The organism is Arcicella rosea (assembly GCF_040543805.1).
Classification (GTDB): Bacteria; Bacteroidota; Bacteroidia; order Cytophagales; family Spirosomataceae; genus Arcicella; species Arcicella rosea.
On record NZ_JBEUMS010000001.1, the window covers coordinates 470,091 to 489,300 of the forward strand.

Annotated in this window: 19 protein-coding genes; 9 read left to right on the plus strand and 10 right to left on the minus strand. The window is 34.2% G+C overall.

The features are described from left to right. Positions 1-636: 636 nt before the first annotated feature. Complete coding sequence (locus ABID42_RS02095) at positions 637-1,179, plus strand: hypothetical protein (RefSeq protein ID WP_367282238.1); 543 nt, start codon at positions 637-639, stop codon at positions 1,177-1,179. 47 nt (positions 1,180-1,226) lie between these two features. Here the strand turns inward: ABID42_RS02095 and ABID42_RS02100 are convergent, their stop codons facing one another. Then, positions 1,227-1,469 (minus strand): MoaD/ThiS family protein, encoded by a 243-nt coding sequence (locus tag ABID42_RS02100; protein WP_323257320.1) that lies wholly within the window; start codon positions 1,467-1,469, stop codon positions 1,227-1,229. 137 nt (positions 1,470-1,606) lie between these two features. Between ABID42_RS02100 and moaA the strand changes: the two genes are divergently transcribed. The 3 genes from moaA (at position 1,607) to ABID42_RS02115 (ending at position 4,233) form a co-directional block, all read left to right on the plus strand. Further along, positions 1,607-2,590 (plus strand): GTP 3',8-cyclase MoaA, encoded by a 984-nt coding sequence (gene moaA / locus ABID42_RS02105; RefSeq protein ID WP_323257322.1) that lies wholly within the window; start codon positions 1,607-1,609, stop codon positions 2,588-2,590. Between the two features lie 95 nt (positions 2,591-2,685). After that, complete coding sequence (locus ABID42_RS02110) at positions 2,686-3,669, plus strand: bifunctional heptose 7-phosphate kinase/heptose 1-phosphate adenyltransferase (protein ID WP_367282239.1); 984 nt, start codon at positions 2,686-2,688, stop codon at positions 3,667-3,669. 102 nt (positions 3,670-3,771) lie between these two features. After that, entirely contained in the window at positions 3,772-4,233 is a 462-nt protein-coding gene (locus ABID42_RS02115; RefSeq protein WP_367282240.1) for a GNAT family N-acetyltransferase, read from the plus strand. Between the two features lie 67 nt (positions 4,234-4,300). Here the strand turns inward: ABID42_RS02115 and ABID42_RS02120 are convergent, their stop codons facing one another. Both ABID42_RS02120 and ABID42_RS02125 read right to left on the minus strand, forming a co-directional pair. Next, a complete protein-coding gene (locus tag ABID42_RS02120; protein WP_367282241.1) occupies positions 4,301-4,612 on the minus strand; it encodes a hypothetical protein in 312 nt (103 codons plus the stop codon). A 143-nt stretch (positions 4,613-4,755) separates the two neighbouring features. Further along, the gene (locus tag ABID42_RS02125) at positions 4,756-5,139 is read right to left on the minus strand and encodes a RidA family protein (RefSeq protein ID WP_367282242.1); all 384 of its coding nucleotides are present in this window, start codon (positions 5,137-5,139) and stop codon (positions 4,756-4,758) included. Positions 5,140-5,316: 177 nt separating this feature from the next. Between ABID42_RS02125 and ABID42_RS02130 the strand changes: the two genes are divergently transcribed. Beyond that, positions 5,317-5,949 (plus strand): LysE family translocator, encoded by a 633-nt coding sequence (locus ABID42_RS02130; RefSeq protein ID WP_367282243.1) that lies wholly within the window; start codon positions 5,317-5,319, stop codon positions 5,947-5,949. A 178-nt stretch (positions 5,950-6,127) separates the two neighbouring features. On the opposite strand, the gene ABID42_RS02135 is transcribed toward ABID42_RS02130, so the two are convergent. Genes ABID42_RS02135 through ABID42_RS02145 form a run of 3 tightly spaced genes read right to left on the minus strand, consistent with a single transcriptional unit; the run spans position 6,128 to position 7,679 of the window. Beyond that, positions 6,128-6,811, minus strand: a complete 684-nt coding sequence (locus tag ABID42_RS02135; RefSeq protein ID WP_367282244.1) for a Crp/Fnr family transcriptional regulator — start codon at positions 6,809-6,811, stop codon at positions 6,128-6,130. Positions 6,812-6,820: 9 nt separating this feature from the next. Then, positions 6,821-7,216, minus strand: a complete 396-nt coding sequence (locus ABID42_RS02140; protein WP_367282245.1) for a DoxX family protein — start codon at positions 7,214-7,216, stop codon at positions 6,821-6,823. A 4-nt stretch (positions 7,217-7,220) separates the two neighbouring features. Then, positions 7,221-7,679, minus strand: coding sequence for a YHS domain-containing (seleno)protein (locus ABID42_RS02145; protein ID WP_367282246.1), 459 nt, complete (start codon positions 7,677-7,679; stop codon positions 7,221-7,223). Positions 7,680-7,841: 162 nt separating this feature from the next. Between ABID42_RS02145 and ABID42_RS02150 the strand changes: the two genes are divergently transcribed. Then, positions 7,842-8,288, plus strand: a complete 447-nt coding sequence (locus ABID42_RS02150) for a DoxX family protein (RefSeq protein WP_323257339.1) — start codon at positions 7,842-7,844, stop codon at positions 8,286-8,288. Between the two features lie 186 nt (positions 8,289-8,474). Here ABID42_RS02150 and ABID42_RS02155 read toward each other — a convergent pair whose 3' ends face one another. Next, positions 8,475-9,260 carry a DUF3050 domain-containing protein gene (locus ABID42_RS02155; RefSeq protein ID WP_367282247.1) on the minus strand — a complete coding sequence of 262 codons (786 nt, stop codon included), beginning with the start codon at positions 9,258-9,260 and terminating at the stop codon, positions 8,475-8,477. A gap of 239 nt (positions 9,261-9,499) precedes the next feature. Between ABID42_RS02155 and ABID42_RS02160 the strand changes: the two genes are divergently transcribed. After that, a complete protein-coding gene (locus ABID42_RS02160) occupies positions 9,500-10,012 on the plus strand; it encodes a hypothetical protein (RefSeq protein WP_367282248.1) in 513 nt (170 codons plus the stop codon). Positions 10,013-10,107: 95 nt separating this feature from the next. On the opposite strand, the gene ABID42_RS02165 is transcribed toward ABID42_RS02160, so the two are convergent. From ABID42_RS02165 to ABID42_RS02175, 3 genes are all read right to left on the minus strand, one after another. Further along, positions 10,108-10,656, minus strand: coding sequence for a hypothetical protein (locus ABID42_RS02165; RefSeq protein ID WP_367282249.1), 549 nt, complete (start codon positions 10,654-10,656; stop codon positions 10,108-10,110). Between the two features lie 78 nt (positions 10,657-10,734). After that, positions 10,735-12,453, minus strand: a complete 1,719-nt coding sequence (locus ABID42_RS02170) for a beta-helix domain-containing protein (protein WP_323257348.1) — start codon at positions 12,451-12,453, stop codon at positions 10,735-10,737. Positions 12,454-12,536: 83 nt separating this feature from the next. Further along, complete coding sequence (locus ABID42_RS02175) at positions 12,537-15,383, minus strand: TonB-dependent receptor (protein ID WP_367282250.1); 2,847 nt, start codon at positions 15,381-15,383, stop codon at positions 12,537-12,539. 440 nt (positions 15,384-15,823) lie between these two features. On the opposite strand from ABID42_RS02175, the gene ABID42_RS02180 reads away from it, so the two are divergent. Beyond that, positions 15,824-18,829 carry a PAS domain S-box protein gene (locus ABID42_RS02180; protein ID WP_367282251.1) on the plus strand — a complete coding sequence of 1,002 codons (3,006 nt, stop codon included), beginning with the start codon at positions 15,824-15,826 and terminating at the stop codon, positions 18,827-18,829. Then, entirely contained in the window at positions 18,816-19,205 is a 390-nt protein-coding gene (locus ABID42_RS02185) for a response regulator (RefSeq protein ID WP_367282252.1), read from the plus strand. Before ABID42_RS02180 ends, ABID42_RS02185 begins: the two co-directional genes overlap by 14 nt. Positions 19,206-19,210 lie beyond the last annotated feature (5 nt).

The window sequence follows — 19,210 nt, forward strand, 5'->3', positions numbered from 1 at the left end:
TGTAAAGTTTATTACAAAATACTTATGCTTATCTATTCAAATAAATTAACCATAGTATATTAAACTGAAAATTGTTTCTCAATTAAAATTCCTTCGGACAAATAATATCCGTAAAATTTCAAGAAATCCATGCATAATAGCATGTTTTTAATTTTATCTACGTATGCTCAGGTTCGTAACAAAGACGGAAACATCATATTTAAGCCATATAATAATGGATAATTAAAAAAAATCGTCTTGTAATTTTACCATGCGTTAAAACAAGCTCAATCGTTACTAATTGCCAAATATGTCCTATTTTCATAAACTTCTTTGGTACATAAATTAAAAATTATTTATTTTGCAAGTGTTACTCTTTTTCAAAATCATTACCTAAAGACAATAAATAATAACTTTAACAACTATAAATCAACCACTTAAATAAATAAAAACATCTTAATATCGAAATTATCAGTCTCTACTAAAGTAGTAAAAAACATTGTACAAGTACCGTCGCTTACAGTAACCAGTAAATGTCTTTTGATGTTTACTAACTCTTTTAACTTCTTAATTTATTTATAAAACTATTTTTAATGCTCTCATTATCATTTTTATGAGTAATGTTTTTAACCTAAATCATCGCCATTTTAAAAAATCATGAAAAAAAGTATCATCCCCGCCTCTGTAGTTTTAATTTCCCTCATTTTAACTCAATCTTCTTGTGTGACAAGTAAAAAGTACAATGAGCTCGACAGTTCGAAAAGTCGGCTCAACGAAAATTTCAAACGCTCACAAGTTGAAGTACGAGATTTAAGAGCCAAAACACTAACACTCTCCGAAGAATTACTTGCCCAAGAAAACAAATACCGTTCTTATTTTGTAGAAATTGGCAACATCAGAAACAATTACAAACAAGATTCTTTGAAAGTTTTAAGCCTTTTCAAAGATGTTGATTTGAAAGTTGAAGAATTCAAAGCGTTTAAAGTTGAAACGCAGAAAAAAATCGAAGGTTATGAGACACAAGTGAGTTCACTTAATACTCATATCAAAAAGCAAGAAAAAACGATTCAGGTTTTATCTAACAGAATTGTAAAAGAACGCAGAATTCATACCAATCAGAAGCGTGAAATTATCAATCGTTACGAAAGAAAAATTAAAAACCTAAATGCCTCAATCAGATCTTCTGCTAACGGAGTTTAATTTTAAAAACCTTTGATTTCCAATTGTGAAATCAAAGGTTTTTTCTTTTAACCACCGCTTACTGGTGGAATCAATGCAATCTCATCTCTGAAATGTAAAAGCAAATCTTTCTCAGCATATTCGCTATTCACTGCCAATAATAACGATTTTATAGCTTTCAGTTTCGGATAATTATTCTTTAGCCTTTCCAACAATTGCTCTGCATTTGCCTCTTCCTCCATGTCTATTTCAATATAAGTATTTCCAATTATTTCCTTGGTAATACCAAAAAGATTGATGCCGTACTTCATATTACTTCCTAAATATTAATTTTAAGCTACAACAATTGAATGTTTTTGCATTCACTACAGTTATTTACTTAAATTTGTTCAACAAAGAAACGAATTTAGACGTGATAACTCAAAACAAAAAACAGAACTCCCAAAACTTGATTTACGACAATCATGGTCGGCCAATTACGTATCTGCGTTTGGCAGTGACAGACCGTTGTAATTTACGTTGCTTCTATTGTATGCCAGAAGTGGGTGTGAAGTATTTACATAAATCAAAATTGATGACTTATGAAGAAATGCTTCGAACAGTTTCTGTTTTGTCTGAATTAGGCGTTTCTAAGGTAAGAATTACGGGCGGAGAACCTTTTGTTCGCCACAATATGATTGATTTCATGTACCAGCTTTCTGAAATTGAAGGCATTACAGAACTCAATATTACCACAAACGGAATTCTGACAGGACAATACATCCGCCAAATGAAAGAAATGGGCGTGCGTGCTGTGAATTTAAGTTTGGATACTTTAGATAAAAAACGTTTTTTTGAAATCGCAAGAAGAGACGAATTCGACAAAGTTTATGAAACGCTCTTTCAATTATTAGACGCTGGTTTTGAAGTAAAAGTAAATGCCGTTGTAATGGACGGACAAAATACTCAAGACATCATTCCATTATCAGAACTCACTAAAGACAATAACGTTTCGATTCGTTTTATTGAAGAAATGCCTTTCAATGGCGAAGGTGCACATTATCCAAAACTAAACTGGAATGCGCCTCGTATTTTAGCGGAAATTAGAAGCCAATATCCTGATTTACAGAAATTGGTTGACGCTCCAAATTCTACTTCTTACAATTATCAAATCCCAGGTTATCAAGGCAATATTGGTGTAATTGCTGCTTTTTCACGTACTTTTTGTGGTACTTGCAATCGTATTCGCCTAACGGCAACGGGCGATTTAAAAACTTGTCTTTACGACGATGGCGTACTAAATATCAGAGACTTACTGAGAAGTGGAGTTTCCGATGAAGAATTAAAAAGTACTTTTATCAATGTTTTCAAACAACGCCCCAAAGATGGCTTTGAAGCCGAACGCAACCGCAAAAGTATCATTACAGAATCAATGACTACGATTGGTGGATAATCGCCTTGAAAAAGGTTTTTAGACAAATACTTCTAAAAATGCGTTAATTTTGTTTTCCGAAACAGATGTTAGCACATTTTTGAATCTATCTTTTTATGACAATTTCTGAAATCTTCAATCAATTTAATCAGCTTAAAGTTCTCATCGTTGGCGACGTGATGCTAGACTCCTACACTTGGGGAAAAGTAGAACGTATTTCGCCAGAAGCACCTGTTCCTGTTGTGAATGTATTAAACCGTGAAGTACGTTTGGGCGGTGCAGGAAATGTGGTAATGAATGTTCAAAGTTTGGGTGCGGAAGCCATTATTTGTTCTGTTGTTGGAAACGATACTTATGGAAATGATTTAATCAAACTTTTACAAGAATGTGGTTTATCTACCGAAGGCATCATTCAGTCTGAAACCCGAATTACAACAGTAAAAGAAAGAATCATTGCAGGCTCGCAGCAAATTGTACGCATTGATACAGAAACCGATGCTTTGATTAATGAAACTGAAAATCAATCACTCAGTCAAAAAATCAAAGAACTTGCCAAAGAAGCCAACGTCATTATTTTTGAAGATTATGACAAAGGAGTGCTTTCTAAAGAACTCATTACCGACATTATTGATTTTGCCAATAATCACAATATTCCAACCGTAGTTGACCCCAAAAAACGAAATTTCCTGCATTATCAGCAAGCCACACTTTTCAAACCCAATTTGAAAGAATTGCGTGAAGGTTTGGACATCTGTTTTGATGTAAAGAAAAGTGAAGAATTAGAAAATGCGGTAAGTCAATTAAAAACTACTTTACAACTAAAAGGTGCTTTTATTACGCTTTCAGAAAGAGGCGTTTATATTGATTTCAAAGATGAGAAAAGACATTTTCCAGCCCATTTCCGTAAAATTGCGGATGTTTCGGGTGCGGGTGATACTGTTATTTCTATTGCTGCTTGTTGTGTTGCTTTGGGTTTATCGCCTGAATTAGTAGCTGGTTTATCCAATTTGGGTGGCGGATTAGTATGTGAATCATTGGGTGTTGTGCCGATTGACAAAGCCTTATTGGAAAAAGAAGCTATCTTGCATTTAGAAAAATAAGCCTAAAATCTTCATAAATAAGTTGAAATTTACGTCAACCTATTTTAGGCAAGCACAAAGCACAACTAATCACCAATCACTTTTTACTAATCACTGCTTACAATGTTTGAAGTACAAAAAGATGATTTTTTGATTTCGACGGATAAATCAAAATTACAAATTGACGTAATTCATGATTATCTCTGTAATCGTTCTTATTGGGCGAAAGGTATTCCTGTGGAAATCGTTCAGCGTTCTATTGCTCATTCAATTGCCTTTGGTGTTTATCATCAACAAGAAAATACATTAACGCAAATTGGTTTTTGTAGAGTCACCAGCGATTTGGCAACTTTTGCTTATTTAGCAGACGTTTTTGTTTTGGAAGAATACCGAGGAAATGGACTTTCTAAATTTTTGGTTGAAAGCGTACTGAAACATCCCGACTTACAAGGTTTACGCAGATGGGTACTCGCCACTTGGGATGCCCACGGTTTGTACGCTCAATTCGGCTTTGAGCCTTTGGATAAACCCGAACATTTTATGCAAATAAAAGCGGTGAATCCGTATGGAAGCTTTCAGCTATGAGCCTTGAGTTCTTTCTTAACCCCACCAATAGAATAAATACTCAAAGCTGAAGGCTCAAAGCTAACAGCTATACAGGCTTTTCCTCAATTCCCAACATCGTCAAAGACGGATTGATGGTTCTTGACGTAATGACGATTCTGAAAATTTTATTGTTCGCAATTTTGAATTCAGCTACGTACTTTCCTTTCTCTTTCAAACTTCTATACACTGCCGTATAATTAATTTTACTTTCCCAACCATTTATTACCAAAGACGCAATTACTTGGTCTAAACATTTGCTGAGATTAGAAAAGTAGCTTAAAACTGTTTCCTTTTCACGAATCGTATTCAGCGAACCAATCGGAATTACGGCTACTTCATAAATAGTTTGTTGTTTCATAAATTTAAATGAAAAATAATTCAACTATTTTTCTAACGTAAAACTTTTTATAAACGTTCGGCGTTTTAACATCATACGATTCAATAAAGCAAAAAGCCCCAATTCTCATTGAGGCTTTTTTTATGTCTTATTTTCAAAGAAATTTACTGAGCAATCGCTGTAAATTCAATTTCTACCAAGTAATCTGGTGAAACCAATTTGCTGATTTCGTAAATTCCTGTAGTTGGTTTAATCGCTCCAAAAAATGCTCCGTGAGCTCTTGCAATATTATCAAATTGCGTAATATCAGTTGTAAAAATTCTTGTTCTTACTACATCGTTCAAGCTTGAACCAGCTTCTTCTAATACTTTTGCAATTCTTTCAATGATATTATTGGTTTGTGCAAAAGCGTCGTCAGCCTTTACATTTTCTCCATCAACAATGGCAACCGTTCCTGATACTTCAATAATATTTCCGATTCTTACGGCACGGCAATAGCCCATTTTGTCTTCCCAAGGTGAGCCTGTAAGGATATTTTGTCTTGACATTTTGTGATTAATTTTTGGTTAAGTCACAAAGATAATTTTAGCAAACCGAAATACTAAAGGTTTTGTATTCAATTTTTAGAAAGTTAAAGAGGATTCATCTAAAATTTGTCGTAGAGATTGCCTTGTCTCAAGTTTTTTAAAGATAACTTGCTAAAGAAATCTCCAAATCATCATCCTTTGAAAACCTTTATTATTTACTTCATTACTGCTTTAATAAGTTATATTGCCACAATTCCGCCCGGTCCACTAAGCGTTTATGTGGTACATAGTACTTTACAGAAAAATATCAGAATTGCTATTTTGGTAGCCTTAGGAGGCGTTTTATGCGAAAGTACTTATGCCTATTTAGCCATTGAAGGTTTAATGATTTTTGATAAATATCCAGAAATTGAATATTGGATGCAAAGGGCAATTATCATCTTACTTTTCGGGGTTGGAGTCTTTACTTTCTTTCAGAAAAAACATGAAATTGAATATGAGAAAATTTCGTTGAACAATCCTTTTTTTTCCTTTATCAAAGGTATTTCTTTATCCCTTTTCAATCCTGCTCTTTTGCCTTTTTGGGTAGTGGTTTTACTTTCTTATGGTAAATATGATTGGCTGAAAATTACTTCTTCCATTCAAAAAACAAGTTTTGTGTTAGGTGCTGGCACGGGAACATTCTTGTTGGTTTATACTTATGCTTTTCTGGCAGATAGGAAGCGAAATCTTATTTTTAAATACTTGAGCGACGAACGGTTGAATAAACTCATTGCTTGTATTTTTATCGGATTGGCTTTGTTGCAATTGGTGAATTTATTAGTAAACTGAGGGGAGTGATAAAAAAATATTATTTTGAAAGTGTAGCGGCAACTCTTGCAGTTGCCGTTTCAAGTATGGCAACTGCAAGAGTTGCCACTACATTATTTGAGGAGTTATTGAATTTTAAATGAATACTTTTAAAAATACTGATAATCAACAACTTAAAATCTAATCACTAAATAAAATTTCAAGCTAATTGATGTACATCTTTCACAATAATTTCACTACGAGTATAATCTATCAATCCTGCATTTTTGAATTCATTAAAAAGTAAAGTAACGGTTTGGCGAGTACTACAAATCAGTCCTGCGATGTCGTTATGGGTAAGATAATTCTTCACCACGATGTTTTTTGTTTGTCCGTTTCCTTCTTTCATCGCCCAATCTTTCAAGAACAAAGCAAATCTTGTTCGTACATCTTTGAACATCAAATTGGTATAGTTATTAGAAATCCTTTTAAGTTTAAAACCCACCAATTTGGTATAACGAATGGCTAATTGAGGATTTCGTTTTACGATATTTTCAAAGTCATTTTGCTTGAAACTGCAAATCACTACTTTGTCGGAAACAGCAACGGCGTACTCATCTTCGTTTTCATCCATTTCATCAAAAGTATATTGCCCGAATAAATCTCCCGAACGTAAAATCTCTTTTACTGTTTCATTGCCTTCTGCATCTACCGAAATAATTTTCAGCGTTCCACTTTTGATGGTGTAAAGTCTTTGCTCGTCATCATGCGAAAAGTAGAGAATTTCATTTTTTTTAACCGTTTTAAAATTCGGAATCAAACACAAAGCACGGTTTTCTTCACGGCTTAAAACCGAGAACAATTGGTGGTCGTGTAAGTACCAATATTTTGCTTCTTCTTGCATTGGAGTTAATTAGGTTAATGTATAGAAAAAGGCGAAAAAATCACCTTTACGGATATAAGCTACAACAGAACAACAAAGCAAAGTAACTAACGCTAAGATAAACAAATATCCTCCATCTCCGTCGCTTTCAATTCCCAAAACGGTGAGATGTGCCAAAATCGCTCCCAACATTACTCCTATTCCTAAAAATGCTCCCAACCAAGCTTTCCGTGGACTAAGTAATAAGATTACGACCAAAAACTCTGTTACTCCTGCACCGTAGCGACCGAATGGCTCAACGCCCAATTTGCTAAACAAGGCTACGCTTTCGGCAGCACCCGAAAACTTGAAAAAAAGTGTTTGGGCTAAAATCACCGCTGCGATGATTTGGGCTGTCCAACTAATATAGATTTTTTGACTGGTCATGGCTTTATTTTTTGATTATTTTTTCCCAATTAATATCTGCTTTGGCTTTTAGATTGGCTTCGTCTTTATTCCAATCTGTAAGGGTATTGCTGAAAAAAGTATGATAGAACAAGTACAATTTTCCGTTGACGATTTTATACGTTTCGGGGTCAACTTCTACTTTTTCGCCTTTGCTTCCCATCGCATAAGCACACCAACCTCCGTATTGTGGTTCGTATTTTGAAGGATTTTTCTTGAAGGTTTCCAAATTGCTGGCAGATGAAAATTGGTAAATAATTCCTTCTTGCGTGTAAGAATACTCTTTTTTGCCTTTTTGTGGTTTTCCTTGAAAATAAGTCAAGGCATCGAAGCCACTGAGTGCTACTCCTTTTTCTGTTAAGAAGTGTTTTTTACGTGTGTTTATGTCTTGTGAAAAAACATTTAAACTAATGATACTGAATAGAATAATAAGAAATTTCATCATTGTTGTTATTTGATTACGATACAAATTTTACAATTCTCTCCTTCACCAATTGTCATCTTCCTTACAGTTTTATAATTTTCGCAAACCACACAAAATAATTCTATCAAATATTGACAATGTTATATTTTTATTATAAATTCAATAAACTAAACAATTATCAAAATGACTACTATTGAAAGCATAGAAAATTGGGGTGATAAACACCACCCAGCTTGGCTTGACATTGTTCGGATTGGCTTGGGGTTGTTGCTATTCTTTAAGGGAATGAGCTTTATCGGCGATACTTCCTATCTCTCGACGCTTGTAGAAGGACTGCATTTTAATGCTTGGACTTTTGTGGCGGTGCATTATGTGGCTTTCGCCCATTTGGTCGGAGGACTGTTGATTACTTTGGGTTGCCTTACCCGACTGGCGGCGGCTTTCCAAGTACCAATTTTGTTTGTAGCAGTATTTTTTGCCAACATCAGAAATGGCTTTACTTTCGTCAATTCTGAGCTTTGGTTATCGGTGATTGTATTATTATTACTTGGGCTTTTTTGGTTGATTGGCTCTGGTAAATTCTCTTTTGATGAATATGTAAAAAATCATCCAGCTTATAAAATGAAGTGATTTTTTTGGATTTGAAGGTTTGAAAATTTGGTGATTTGAAAATAAAAAATCTGCTTTACAGTAATAAATAGCTGTAAAGCAGATTTTTTTATTTAGATTTTTACCAATTGTAGCGACAACTCTTGCAGTTGCCTCGGATGAAACGGTAACCGCAAGGGTTATCGCTACCGTAAATGATTGGACTCCTTAAACGCTTTCAACCAATTCTTTTATTTTTACTTCAACGCCATTCCAAAGTTGATTTCTAACTTCTAACGAACGAAGTGAATAAGCTTCTGCTTCTGCCCATTTTTCGGCATCATTTCCACACAATTCTTCTACCATTTTCAAGGCTAAATGGCTGTGATGGTCGCCATCTACTTCTATATGTCTTTCTAAATAATAATTGAAAATCGAAATGCTTTCTGGCATACTTTGGTTTAAATCTTTCACCATCGAAAGGAACATTGAAGGAATCAAATCTTCACGCCCAAAAGTAAATACAGCAGCCATAATATGTGGTTTCTGCGTATTGATTACTTCAAAAGTAAAATCTACAAATTGACGGACGCTTTCCGAAACCTGTACTTGTGTCAAAGCTTCCTGAACACTTACTTTTTGCGAAAGTAAAACGATAAGCTTTTCAATCTGTTCGGTTGAAGCACCAGATTGTTGCATGGCTTTCAAGTACAATTCAAAGTGACTCATGGTATTGCCTTCGGTGTCGGTATCACTTTCTTCGCCAATCACAATTTCGTTGATTAAAAAACGTGTACTAGCACTGCCAACAGGAATCCACGGAATGTCCACACAAGTAAGATGACGTTGCAAACCTTTTAGCAATGACATAAAATCCCAAACGGCAAAGACGTGGTCTTGCATAAAAAGCTGTAAATCTTCTAATTCATGAATGTATTTATAAACCGAATGAGAAGTAATTTCTTGACGAATTGGCTCGATTGCCGATTGAATTTTAAGAATATTGGGGTTCATTTTGCTTTTTTTGATGATGATTGTATCTACGTTTTTTATAAGTATTTCGATTTATCTAAACACAGTTTTTATGACTAAAGTTATTAACAAACAATTCATTTAAGGGTTTAAGCTTCTATTTTTCAAGGACTGAAACTCAAAATTACAAAACTTAATATTCATAACTTTCATTTAACATTGAGCTAATCATGAAGTAATATCTAAATCTGATTTTTGTGTAAAGACAAAACAATTTCTTTATGAAAAAAATCTATTGTATTTTTTATTGCTTATGCTGCTTAGAAAGCAAAGCTCAAGATGGTGTCTATCTAAACAGTCAAGACTTTGAAAAAGAACAACTTATTGCCACTAATGCTATCGTTTTTAAAGAAAGATACAGCAGTGTAAAAGTTAAAAATGGCACTACCAAAATCTATAATTTTAAAAATGCTTTTGGCTATCGCAAAGGCGAAAAAGACTGGCGATTTGTGGGCAATAAATCTTATGAAATTTTAAGTAAAAAAGGCATTTATGTTTATCGTTTAGACATCAGTAATGAAATGTCCAATCAACTTTATTATTTCAGTAAAGAAGCTGATGGTGATTTGATTCCTTTATCAAAAAGAAATTTAAGAAAAGCCTATTCAGATAATCAAGATTTCATTGAATTACTCAACAGCATCAATTGGCAAATAAGTTTGGAAGAAGCCATTCCTCCTTTCAATACCCTCAGAATTGCTGAACTGTATAATTACACAATAGCTAAAAAATAGAAAAGCCGAAGCGATACGCTTCGGCTTTTGCATAATTACACCAATATGAAAATCCATTTCGGACTTTCTCCCCGTTTTACAACGAGGAGAAAACCTTAATAAGGCTTGACTGTTACCCACTCATGAGTAGCTTTGTTGTATTTTAGGTGGTCATCTGGCCACTCTATATATTGTTTCATGGAAAGATATTCATCTACATTTCCCTTTTTAATCAATTCCTTAAATAAAAAACCTCCTCGCTCTACTACAATCTCTTCTCTTAAATGAGGTGTGTTAATGACTTCTTCAAAAGATTCTGGCTTTAATGAGCCTTCTTTGAGTTTAAATTTTGCCAATACTCCTCTTCTGAAGATTGGGCTTGATGAAACAGGACGAATAATGAAAACATAATTCCAACCGTCTTCTGCTTGATAATATTCTTGGATTTTAAAAAATGGTAAGGCTTTTTGGTAGAAACTTCTATACTTCGTTTCAAATTTGGTGTTGTTATTAGCACCTGGTGCAGGCGAATAGATATAAGTAATGATGTTGGTTAAAAGTGTGTCTTGTTCTTGAGTAGAAAAGTAATTACTAGCTTGATTTTTTTTTGAACTACACGATGTCAGTAAAACAAAAGCAGAAAGAATGATTAAGATATTTTTCATATTGGTAATTGAAAGCTTAATGAACTTCAGTCTGATATTTTTAAAAATATGCAGACTGAAGTTTTAATTGTACTAAAATTATTTCACGTAAGAAACACCTTGTGGGTTAAATTCTGTCCAACCTGCTGTCCAATCTACATCGTTGAATGCACCAGCATAAGTAGTTTTTGTAAAGAATGCAGGTAAAGTAGTTGGTAAATTAACACCTGATAAACTTGAACCAGAAGCTAAAGTAAATGTTGGGCGACCTGTTAAGAACAAAGAAGGGCTTAAACCAACTGTTGAGCTCGTTGCTAAAATTTTATTTCCTGTCTGAGCTGCAAACCAAACTGATGGTTTTTGATCACCAATTAATATATCAGCTAAAGTTCCACCTTGCTCTTTTTCAGAAACTGCACTTGTACCAAAACCACCTGTTCCCCAGCCTTCTAATCCAGCCAATACAACGTTGTTAAGTACTAATTCTCCTCTTGAAGCATTACCTTTTGCATCACCTCTTTGGCTATCAATATAAACTCCGTAAGGATAACCCGTAACAACTGCATTATAAACTTTCAACTTGCTATTGCGACGCAATTGCATACCATTTTGGAATTGAGTACTAATTGTCGTTGCTAAACTTCCTTTAGGTCCGATAATACTCATGTTTGCTAATGTTGCAGAAGTAAATGGTGTATTGCTTGAACCTGCTGCATCGTTATCTACTTCAAAACCATTTGAACCAGAAATATCTGCTTGTGTTGCACCACGAATACCGATACCGAATTGGATGTTTCCAGAGAAACCATTATCCATATCAAAATCATCATCTAATCCTTTGTAAGCTACTAAGTATTTAGCATTTACATTACCACCAAACCATTCGAATGAATCATCTAAACCAAATGAAGCTTGTAAATATTCTAAGCTTGTTCCAGCACCTACAGAACCAAATGTGAAAGAGTTAACTTCTTGATTAGGGTTGATTGGAATACCAGCATATTCAACACGTACATATTTTAATGAACCTGAATTATCAGCATTATCAGTTCCTCCGTGGAATGCACCATAAGCTCCTTCTAATTCACGGCTTGATTGAACATCTGGCAAGTTATTTACAGCACGACCACAGATTACTAATCCACCCCAGTCACCTGGTTCACGTTCACCTACTGCTCTTTCTGATGTAAAAATAATTGGTTTAGCAGCTGTACCTTCAGCGATAATTTTGCTTCCTCTTTGAATTACTAATGTACCTTTTGTAGCACGGTCACCGATGATAATTGTACCTGGTTGAATCGTCAAAGTACCTGTTTTAGTGATTGTTCCAAAAACAGACTCTTGACCAACACGTACAAAGCTTTTCAATTTATAAATTTTGTCAGCTGTCCAAGTTACGTTTCCTTCAATGATACCTTCAACTGTTACAACTGTTGGGGCAGGTACAGCCGATACTGTAACTGGGATAGTTGTTAAAGCTGACACTTGATTCGATTGATCTGTTACTTGAACAGTAAAGTTTACTATTGAGCCAGCAGCTACATTGTCAATCACATAATCCTTTGTATAGTCTAATGTTTTTTCTCCTGTTCCAGTTTTTGTATCAAAAGCAGCACCATTTTTCAAAACCACTACCGACTTTACACCACCCGGAGCATTGATAGATGCTTTTAACTGAACTGTTGCTCCTGGAATACCAGCTAAAGTTCCTGAAACTGAAATTGTTGGTAAAGGAACCACTTCTGCTGTGTCGTCCTTACAAGCTTGAAATACCGTTGCCATCGAGAGCAACAAAGCAATAATTCGAGTAGCTTTCATGTTTAAAAATCTCATTGATTTAATTATTAGATTAAGAAATAATGTGTTAAAAATTCAACTGAAAATATATTGATGGATGATTATTATTTTTTTCTTAATGTGTACACAAGTCCTAAAGAATATGTTCTGCCCGGAGAATAAGACTGAATAACTTGGTCAACATTGGTATCATAAGTATTGTCTTTGTTACCATCTTGGATGATCAAATTTCTTTGATTCAAGATGTCTGTAATACCACCTTTCAAAATAAGATTTCTGGCAATTTCTTTAGAGAAAGTAAAATCAATTACATTACGTGGCATTTCGTACCAATCTGGATAACCTGCAGCAAATGAGTTACCTACCGCATAAATACGTTTACCGATTACGTTGAACAATAAGCTGATTTGTGTATTCTTTTTAGCGTCGTTGTAATTGATACCTGCATTAACAATGTACGGAGACTGCCCTTGTAATGGACGATTATCCGACTGATTAGTAGCGGTTGAACCAATTTTTACACGACTGTAGATAAATGCGCCATTGAATACCAAATTAATTTTATTTAATAGGGCTGATGCTGTTAATTTATCTAATGACTTTTTTACTTCGATTTCAACTCCAGCACTGTAAGCGCTTTCAGCATTTCCAAAACTTAAATTAGCATTTGTTACGCCGTCAAAAATCACTTCAATTGGGTTTTTAAAGTTCTTGTAGAAGGCTGCTACTGATATTACTTCTGCTGGTGTTGGGTAGAATTCATAACGGAAATCATAATTATCAATTTCGGCATTGTTCAAACTTGGGTTACCAGTAATTACACGATTATTTACAAAATCATAAAAAGAGAATGGAGCAACTTCACGGAATTCTGGACGATTCAAGGTTTTACCATAAGCAATACGCAATAGAGCTTTTTCAGAGAAATTATACGTTAAATTTGCTGAAGGCAAAAGATTTGTTAAATCACGATTATAATTTACTGGCAAGTTTCTACTGATGTCATAGCTATTTAATTTTTGAACGTTCTTTTCTACACGTACACCAGCAATCAAGTTTAATTTCTTTGTGAAAGAGTAATTTCCAGAGAAATAACCCGCAATTTGATTATTACTTGCTGTGTATGAATCAGAAGCATTTGTTTGCTCATCAATTTTTACTCCATTGGTTGTATTAATATTTTGCAATGCGAAAATCTCATCAATAGGCAAGCTGCCAATATCAAATAATGAGCTATTTGAACGAACATAACCAAGGTTACGAGCATTAAATGTACGTTTCTTGTCTTCGTAAAAAACACCTGCTTTTACTTCTATTTCCTTATTATCTTCTGCCGTTTTTCCTTTTGATACCGTTAATTTTTGTACTAAATTGATTCCTCCTAGAATAGCATCTTCGTCGAGCATGATATTCGTTCTTCCCAAGTTAACCGTTTGCGCTGCTCCAAAAGGAACTAATAATGTTGGTGTTGCTCCTTCTGTTGAATATCTATAACGCTTATAATCAGGACGATCGCTGTTTGATTTATTGTAACCAACTACCCAGTCTAATTTTGTTTTATTATCATTGAAGTTGTGACGACCCAATACTTGACCTGTGTAAATTCCACGATATACTTGGTCTAGTGAACGAATATTCCAAGTTCCACCATTTTCTAAACCATTTCTATTCACATATTGAGCGTTGCTCATTTGGTTATAGAGGTTTTTAAATTCAAATGTGTGGTTTTCGTTCAATCTCAAAGCCCAGTTATGTAAAAAACCTGCACGAACTGAGTTGTTATATTGTAAATCTCTGAATTTAGTATCTTCATTAATGGTTTCTACGCTATTTTGGTCAATTGAATAACCAAAATCACTTCTTGCCATTTCAAAAGTTGTACGAGTATTACTGTAGTTAAAGGCTGTGATGTTCGCCAATTTCAAATCTTCTTTATCAATAAATTTATAAGCACCAGTAATTGAGAAACGTAAATCAGGAATAGCAGTAGAAGATTCTGGCGTCCAAGTATTTCTTAACATTTGTCCAGCTTGTGTTAAGGCTGCTTGGTTAGAAACAGCAATTTGTTTTAGCTCGCTTGTTGTTGGGAAATATTTAGGAAGGTCTGAAAAACCATTATTAAAACCTGTATAAGAGTATTTTCCAGTTTGCGGACGGAAAAATTCTTTTCCTGTAGTTCCATCACGGTAAGCTCCGCTTACATCAACTGTCAAATAATTTTCGTCTGGAATACTTTTCGTGAAGATTTTCACCACACCACCAGCAAATTCACCCGGTAATTCAGCGGCTGGAGATTTATATACTAAAATACGGTCGATTTGTCCTGAAGGAATAACATCGAATGAAAATGAACGAACATCCGATTCCATACTTGGTGTAAATACGTTATTTAACATTACTGTGTTATAACGTTCATTCAAACCACGAATGTTAATGAAACGGTCTCCGAAAATTGTTACACCCGGTACACGTTTTACTACTTCGGCAGCGGTACGGTCTAAAGTCTTACCAATTTGTGCGGCAGAAATACCACTTACAATTTGCTGAGCAGCTTTGATTTCTGAGATAACCGAAACTTCAGTATTAGTTAATTTCTTTGCTACAACTTTTACTTCATTTAAAGTAGTAGCTTGGTCTTCTTCGATAAAAGTGTTGATTTCTGTAACACTACCTTCAACAACTTTTACATTTTCAATGAATTTTACTTTATATCCAACAAATGATATTTTCAATTTATAATTACCAACTGGAATTTTATTGAATGAAAAGAAACCGTTGATATCAGCGGCTGCTCCTTTGTTGATTCCTTCAATAAAAACGGTTGCTCCAACTAAGTCTTCTTTACTTACTGCATCTTTAATTGTACCACGAATAGTTCCTTCTTGAGCGAAGGTGAATGAAAGAGAAGAAAATAAAATAATTAATGTGTAAAGTAATTTGCGCTTCATCATACTGGTTTGTTTTTTGATGGCACAAAATTAGGTCGGCTATATAACCGCAGTATTACGCTTGTGTTATGCTTAGTTTATGTTTATGTTACCCCAATGTTATGCGATTTAAGGTTTAGGGGTACTTCTCGCTAAAAACAACAATTCAATAAGGTCCTTTACTTTTTTATAATAATGTTTCTAGCCTTGTATTTTAAATACACACTTCCTGATTTATCTCCTTGTGCATCTAAATGTTTTTGATTAATTTCCTTTTATAAAAACTTCCTCAACGATTTTCTGCATTAAATTTGAACATTTGGTTCTTTTTTATAAAAAATCAGCCAAAGTCAATATCTATAAACAACATTCAAAAGGTTTTGCATTCAAAAAATATAAACTCGGTTAAATAAATCGAGCTATTGATTGCCTTAAAACATTTAGTAAATCCCCCGCCAAAATTAATGAGTAAGCCTAAACAAGAATTATATAGCCTTATCAAGAGTGACTTTTCAATATTTGATTTTATCCAAGAATCAGCATTGGATGGTTTTGGATATCTTGATATTGAAGATCCTTCAAACGAATGGATTAATCCTAAATTTTGGACTACTCTAGGTTTTTCGCCTAACGAAATTCCAGAAAACCATTATGTCTGGAGAACCCTGATTCATCTTGATGATGCTAAAAAATTCTTTGAGCATTACAAAAGTCCTAATAAACCTTACGACGAAATTCTTCGATTCAAACATCAAAACGGTTCAATGGTTTGGTTTCGCTGCCGTGCGATGCTTATCAGAAATAGCGATGGTGCTGCCATTAACGCTATCATTTCTTTTACAGACGTAACAGAATTAATGAGAAAAGATGAGTTTTTGGAGCGATGCAATGCCGCTGCAATGGTTGGTTATTGGGAAATTGACATGGAAACCCAAATACCATACTGGAGTAAAATCACTAAACTAATTCATGAAGTTCCTGACGACTACCAACCCAATTTATCAACCGCCATTCATTTTTTTGAAGAAGGAGAAAGCAGAGAGCAAATTACAAAAGCAGTAGAATTAGCCATTTCAACTGGTAAACACTATGATGTTGATTTAAAAATTGTTACCGCTAAAGGAAATCTCAAATGGGTTAGGGCAATCGGTCAAGCTGAATTTTATGAAGAAAAATGTGTTAGAATTTATGGTACTTTTCAGGATATTCATGCTCAGAAACTAGCGCAAGAAGAACTCATTAAAGAAAAGCAAAAGCTTCAAAGCGTTATAAAAGGTACTAATGCTGGTACTTGGGAATGGAATGTACAAACTGGCGAAACCTTTTTTAATGAGCGTTGGGCAGAAATAGTGGGTTATACTTTAGATGAATTAGCACCAATCAGTATAGATACTTGGTTGAAATTGGTACATCCTGATGATTTAAAAATATCTAATCAAAGAGTTCAAGCTTGTTTTTCAAAACAAACCGAATATTACCAATGCGAATGCCGAATGAAACACAAAGCAGGGCATTGGGTTTGGATTATTGCCAGAGGAAAAGTGGTAAGCTGGACAAACGAAGGAAAACCTTTGATGATGTACGGAACACATTCTGACATTAGCGAACAAAAGAAAAAAATTGAACGTAATACTGTATTTATTGAACATACTCCTACCGCTATTGCAATGTTTGATACTGATGTAAAGTATTTGGCTATATCAGAAAAATGGCGAACGGATTATCATTTAGAAGGTATTGATTTAATCGGAAAATCACACTACGAGATTTTTCCAGAAATAGGCGATGAATGGAAAAAAATACACCAAGAATGTTTACAAGGAAAATCTATCAAACGAGATGAAGATAAATTTGTTAGAAAAGATGGTTCTGTACAATGGTTGAAATGGGAAGTGAAACCTTGGTACACTGAAGATAATGACAAAATTGGTGGCATTATTATGTACACAGACGACATTACCGAACGTAAAAAAATTGAACAAAGTCTTCTGGAAAACCATACTTTATTAGAAACCATTCTTGAGAGTATTGATATTGGTATTGTAGCTTGCGACCAGCACGGTAACCTTACTTTGTTTAACAATACCACTAAACAATGGCATGGCTTACCTATCGCTAATATTCCTCCGGAAGAATTTCCTAATTATTATGGGCTTTATCGTTTAGATGGTACAACAAAACTAAGTACTGAAGAAATACCGCTGATTCGGACTTTACAAGCAGGAAATATTCATAATGTTGAGATAATTATTGCTCCTAACGATGGCCCAAGTCATATTGTATCTATTTCGGGTGCTCAACTCAAAGGACCTAATGGTGAATTATTCGGTGCTGTTGTAGCGATGCACGATATTACTGAAAGAAAAAAAGCGCTAGAAAAACTTCAGATTAGTGAAGAAGCTTTTAGAGGTAATTTCGAAAATGCGGCAATTGGTATGGCTTTGCTTGATATTGACGGAAAATGGCTAAAAATTAATCAAACGCTTTGTCAAATTATTGGATATTCTGAAGAAGAACTCTATCAACTTACTTTCCAAGAAATTACTCATCCAGATGATTTAAAAGCTGACCTTGACTTAGTTCAAGAATTGATTGATGGAAAAAGGTCACATTATCAGATGGAAAAACGATACATCCATAAAAAAGGACATATCGTTCAAATCATTTTGGCAGCATCTTTAGTAAGAAATCAGTCTAATCAGCCTTTATATTTTATCTCACAAATTATTGATATTACTCAGCAAAAAAATGCGGAGCAAGAGATAAAAGCACTTTTAGATGTTACAAAAGACCAAAATGAAAGACTAAAAAACTTTGCTCATATTGTTTCACATAATTTGAGGTCTCACTCTGGAAATATCTCAATGATGATGGATATACTTCTTGAGGAAAATCCTGAATTATCCGAAAATGAATACTTAAATTTATTAAAATCTGCTTCCAAAAATCTTGGCGAAACCATTGCTCATTTGAATGAAGTAGTATTGATGAATACAGCCGTTATTGATAATTTAAAAGGAGTAAGTTTGTATAACGCAATCCAAAATGCCATTCAAAATGTATCGGCTCTTGCCCGTGAATCAAAAGTGGCGATTGAAAACAATATTAATACAGATGAAAAAGTACTAGCCATTCCCGCCTATTTAGATAGTATTATGCTTAACTTTCTGACAAATGCTATCAAGTACTCTTCAGATGAAAGAGATAGCTACATCAAACTATCAACTATTATAGAAAAAGATTACCTTATTCTGAAAATAGAAGACAACGGTTTGGGCATAGATTTAAAACGACATGGCGCCAAACTTTTTGGTTTGTACAAAACATTTCATTACCATAAAGATGCCAGAGGTGTTGGTTTATTCATTACCAAAAATCAAATTGAGGCAATGGGTGGAAAAGTAGAAGTAAGTAGTGAAGTAGATAAAGGAACAACATTCAGCATATATCTTAAATATGAAAAAAATTGACATTGCTTGCATCATCGACGATGACCCTATCTTTGTTTTCGGCACTAAAAGACTGATGCAATTAGCCAATTTTTGTAATGGCTTTTTGGTTTTTAAAAATGGTAAAGAAGCTTATGATAACCTTAAAACAAGTATCATAGCTGGTGAAAAACTACCAGATTTGATTTTGCTCGACCTGAATATGCCTATTTGGGACGGATGGCAATTTTTAGATGAATTTATCCAAATTCCTATTGAAAATGCTGTGACGATTTTTATCGTCACCAGCTCTATCGACCCTGAGGATATTAAAAGAGCAAAATCTTATGAAATTGTAAGTAATTATTTGGTTAAGCCAATTAAAATGGATGACCTCAAAAAATTAATGGAAGAGTAAACGTT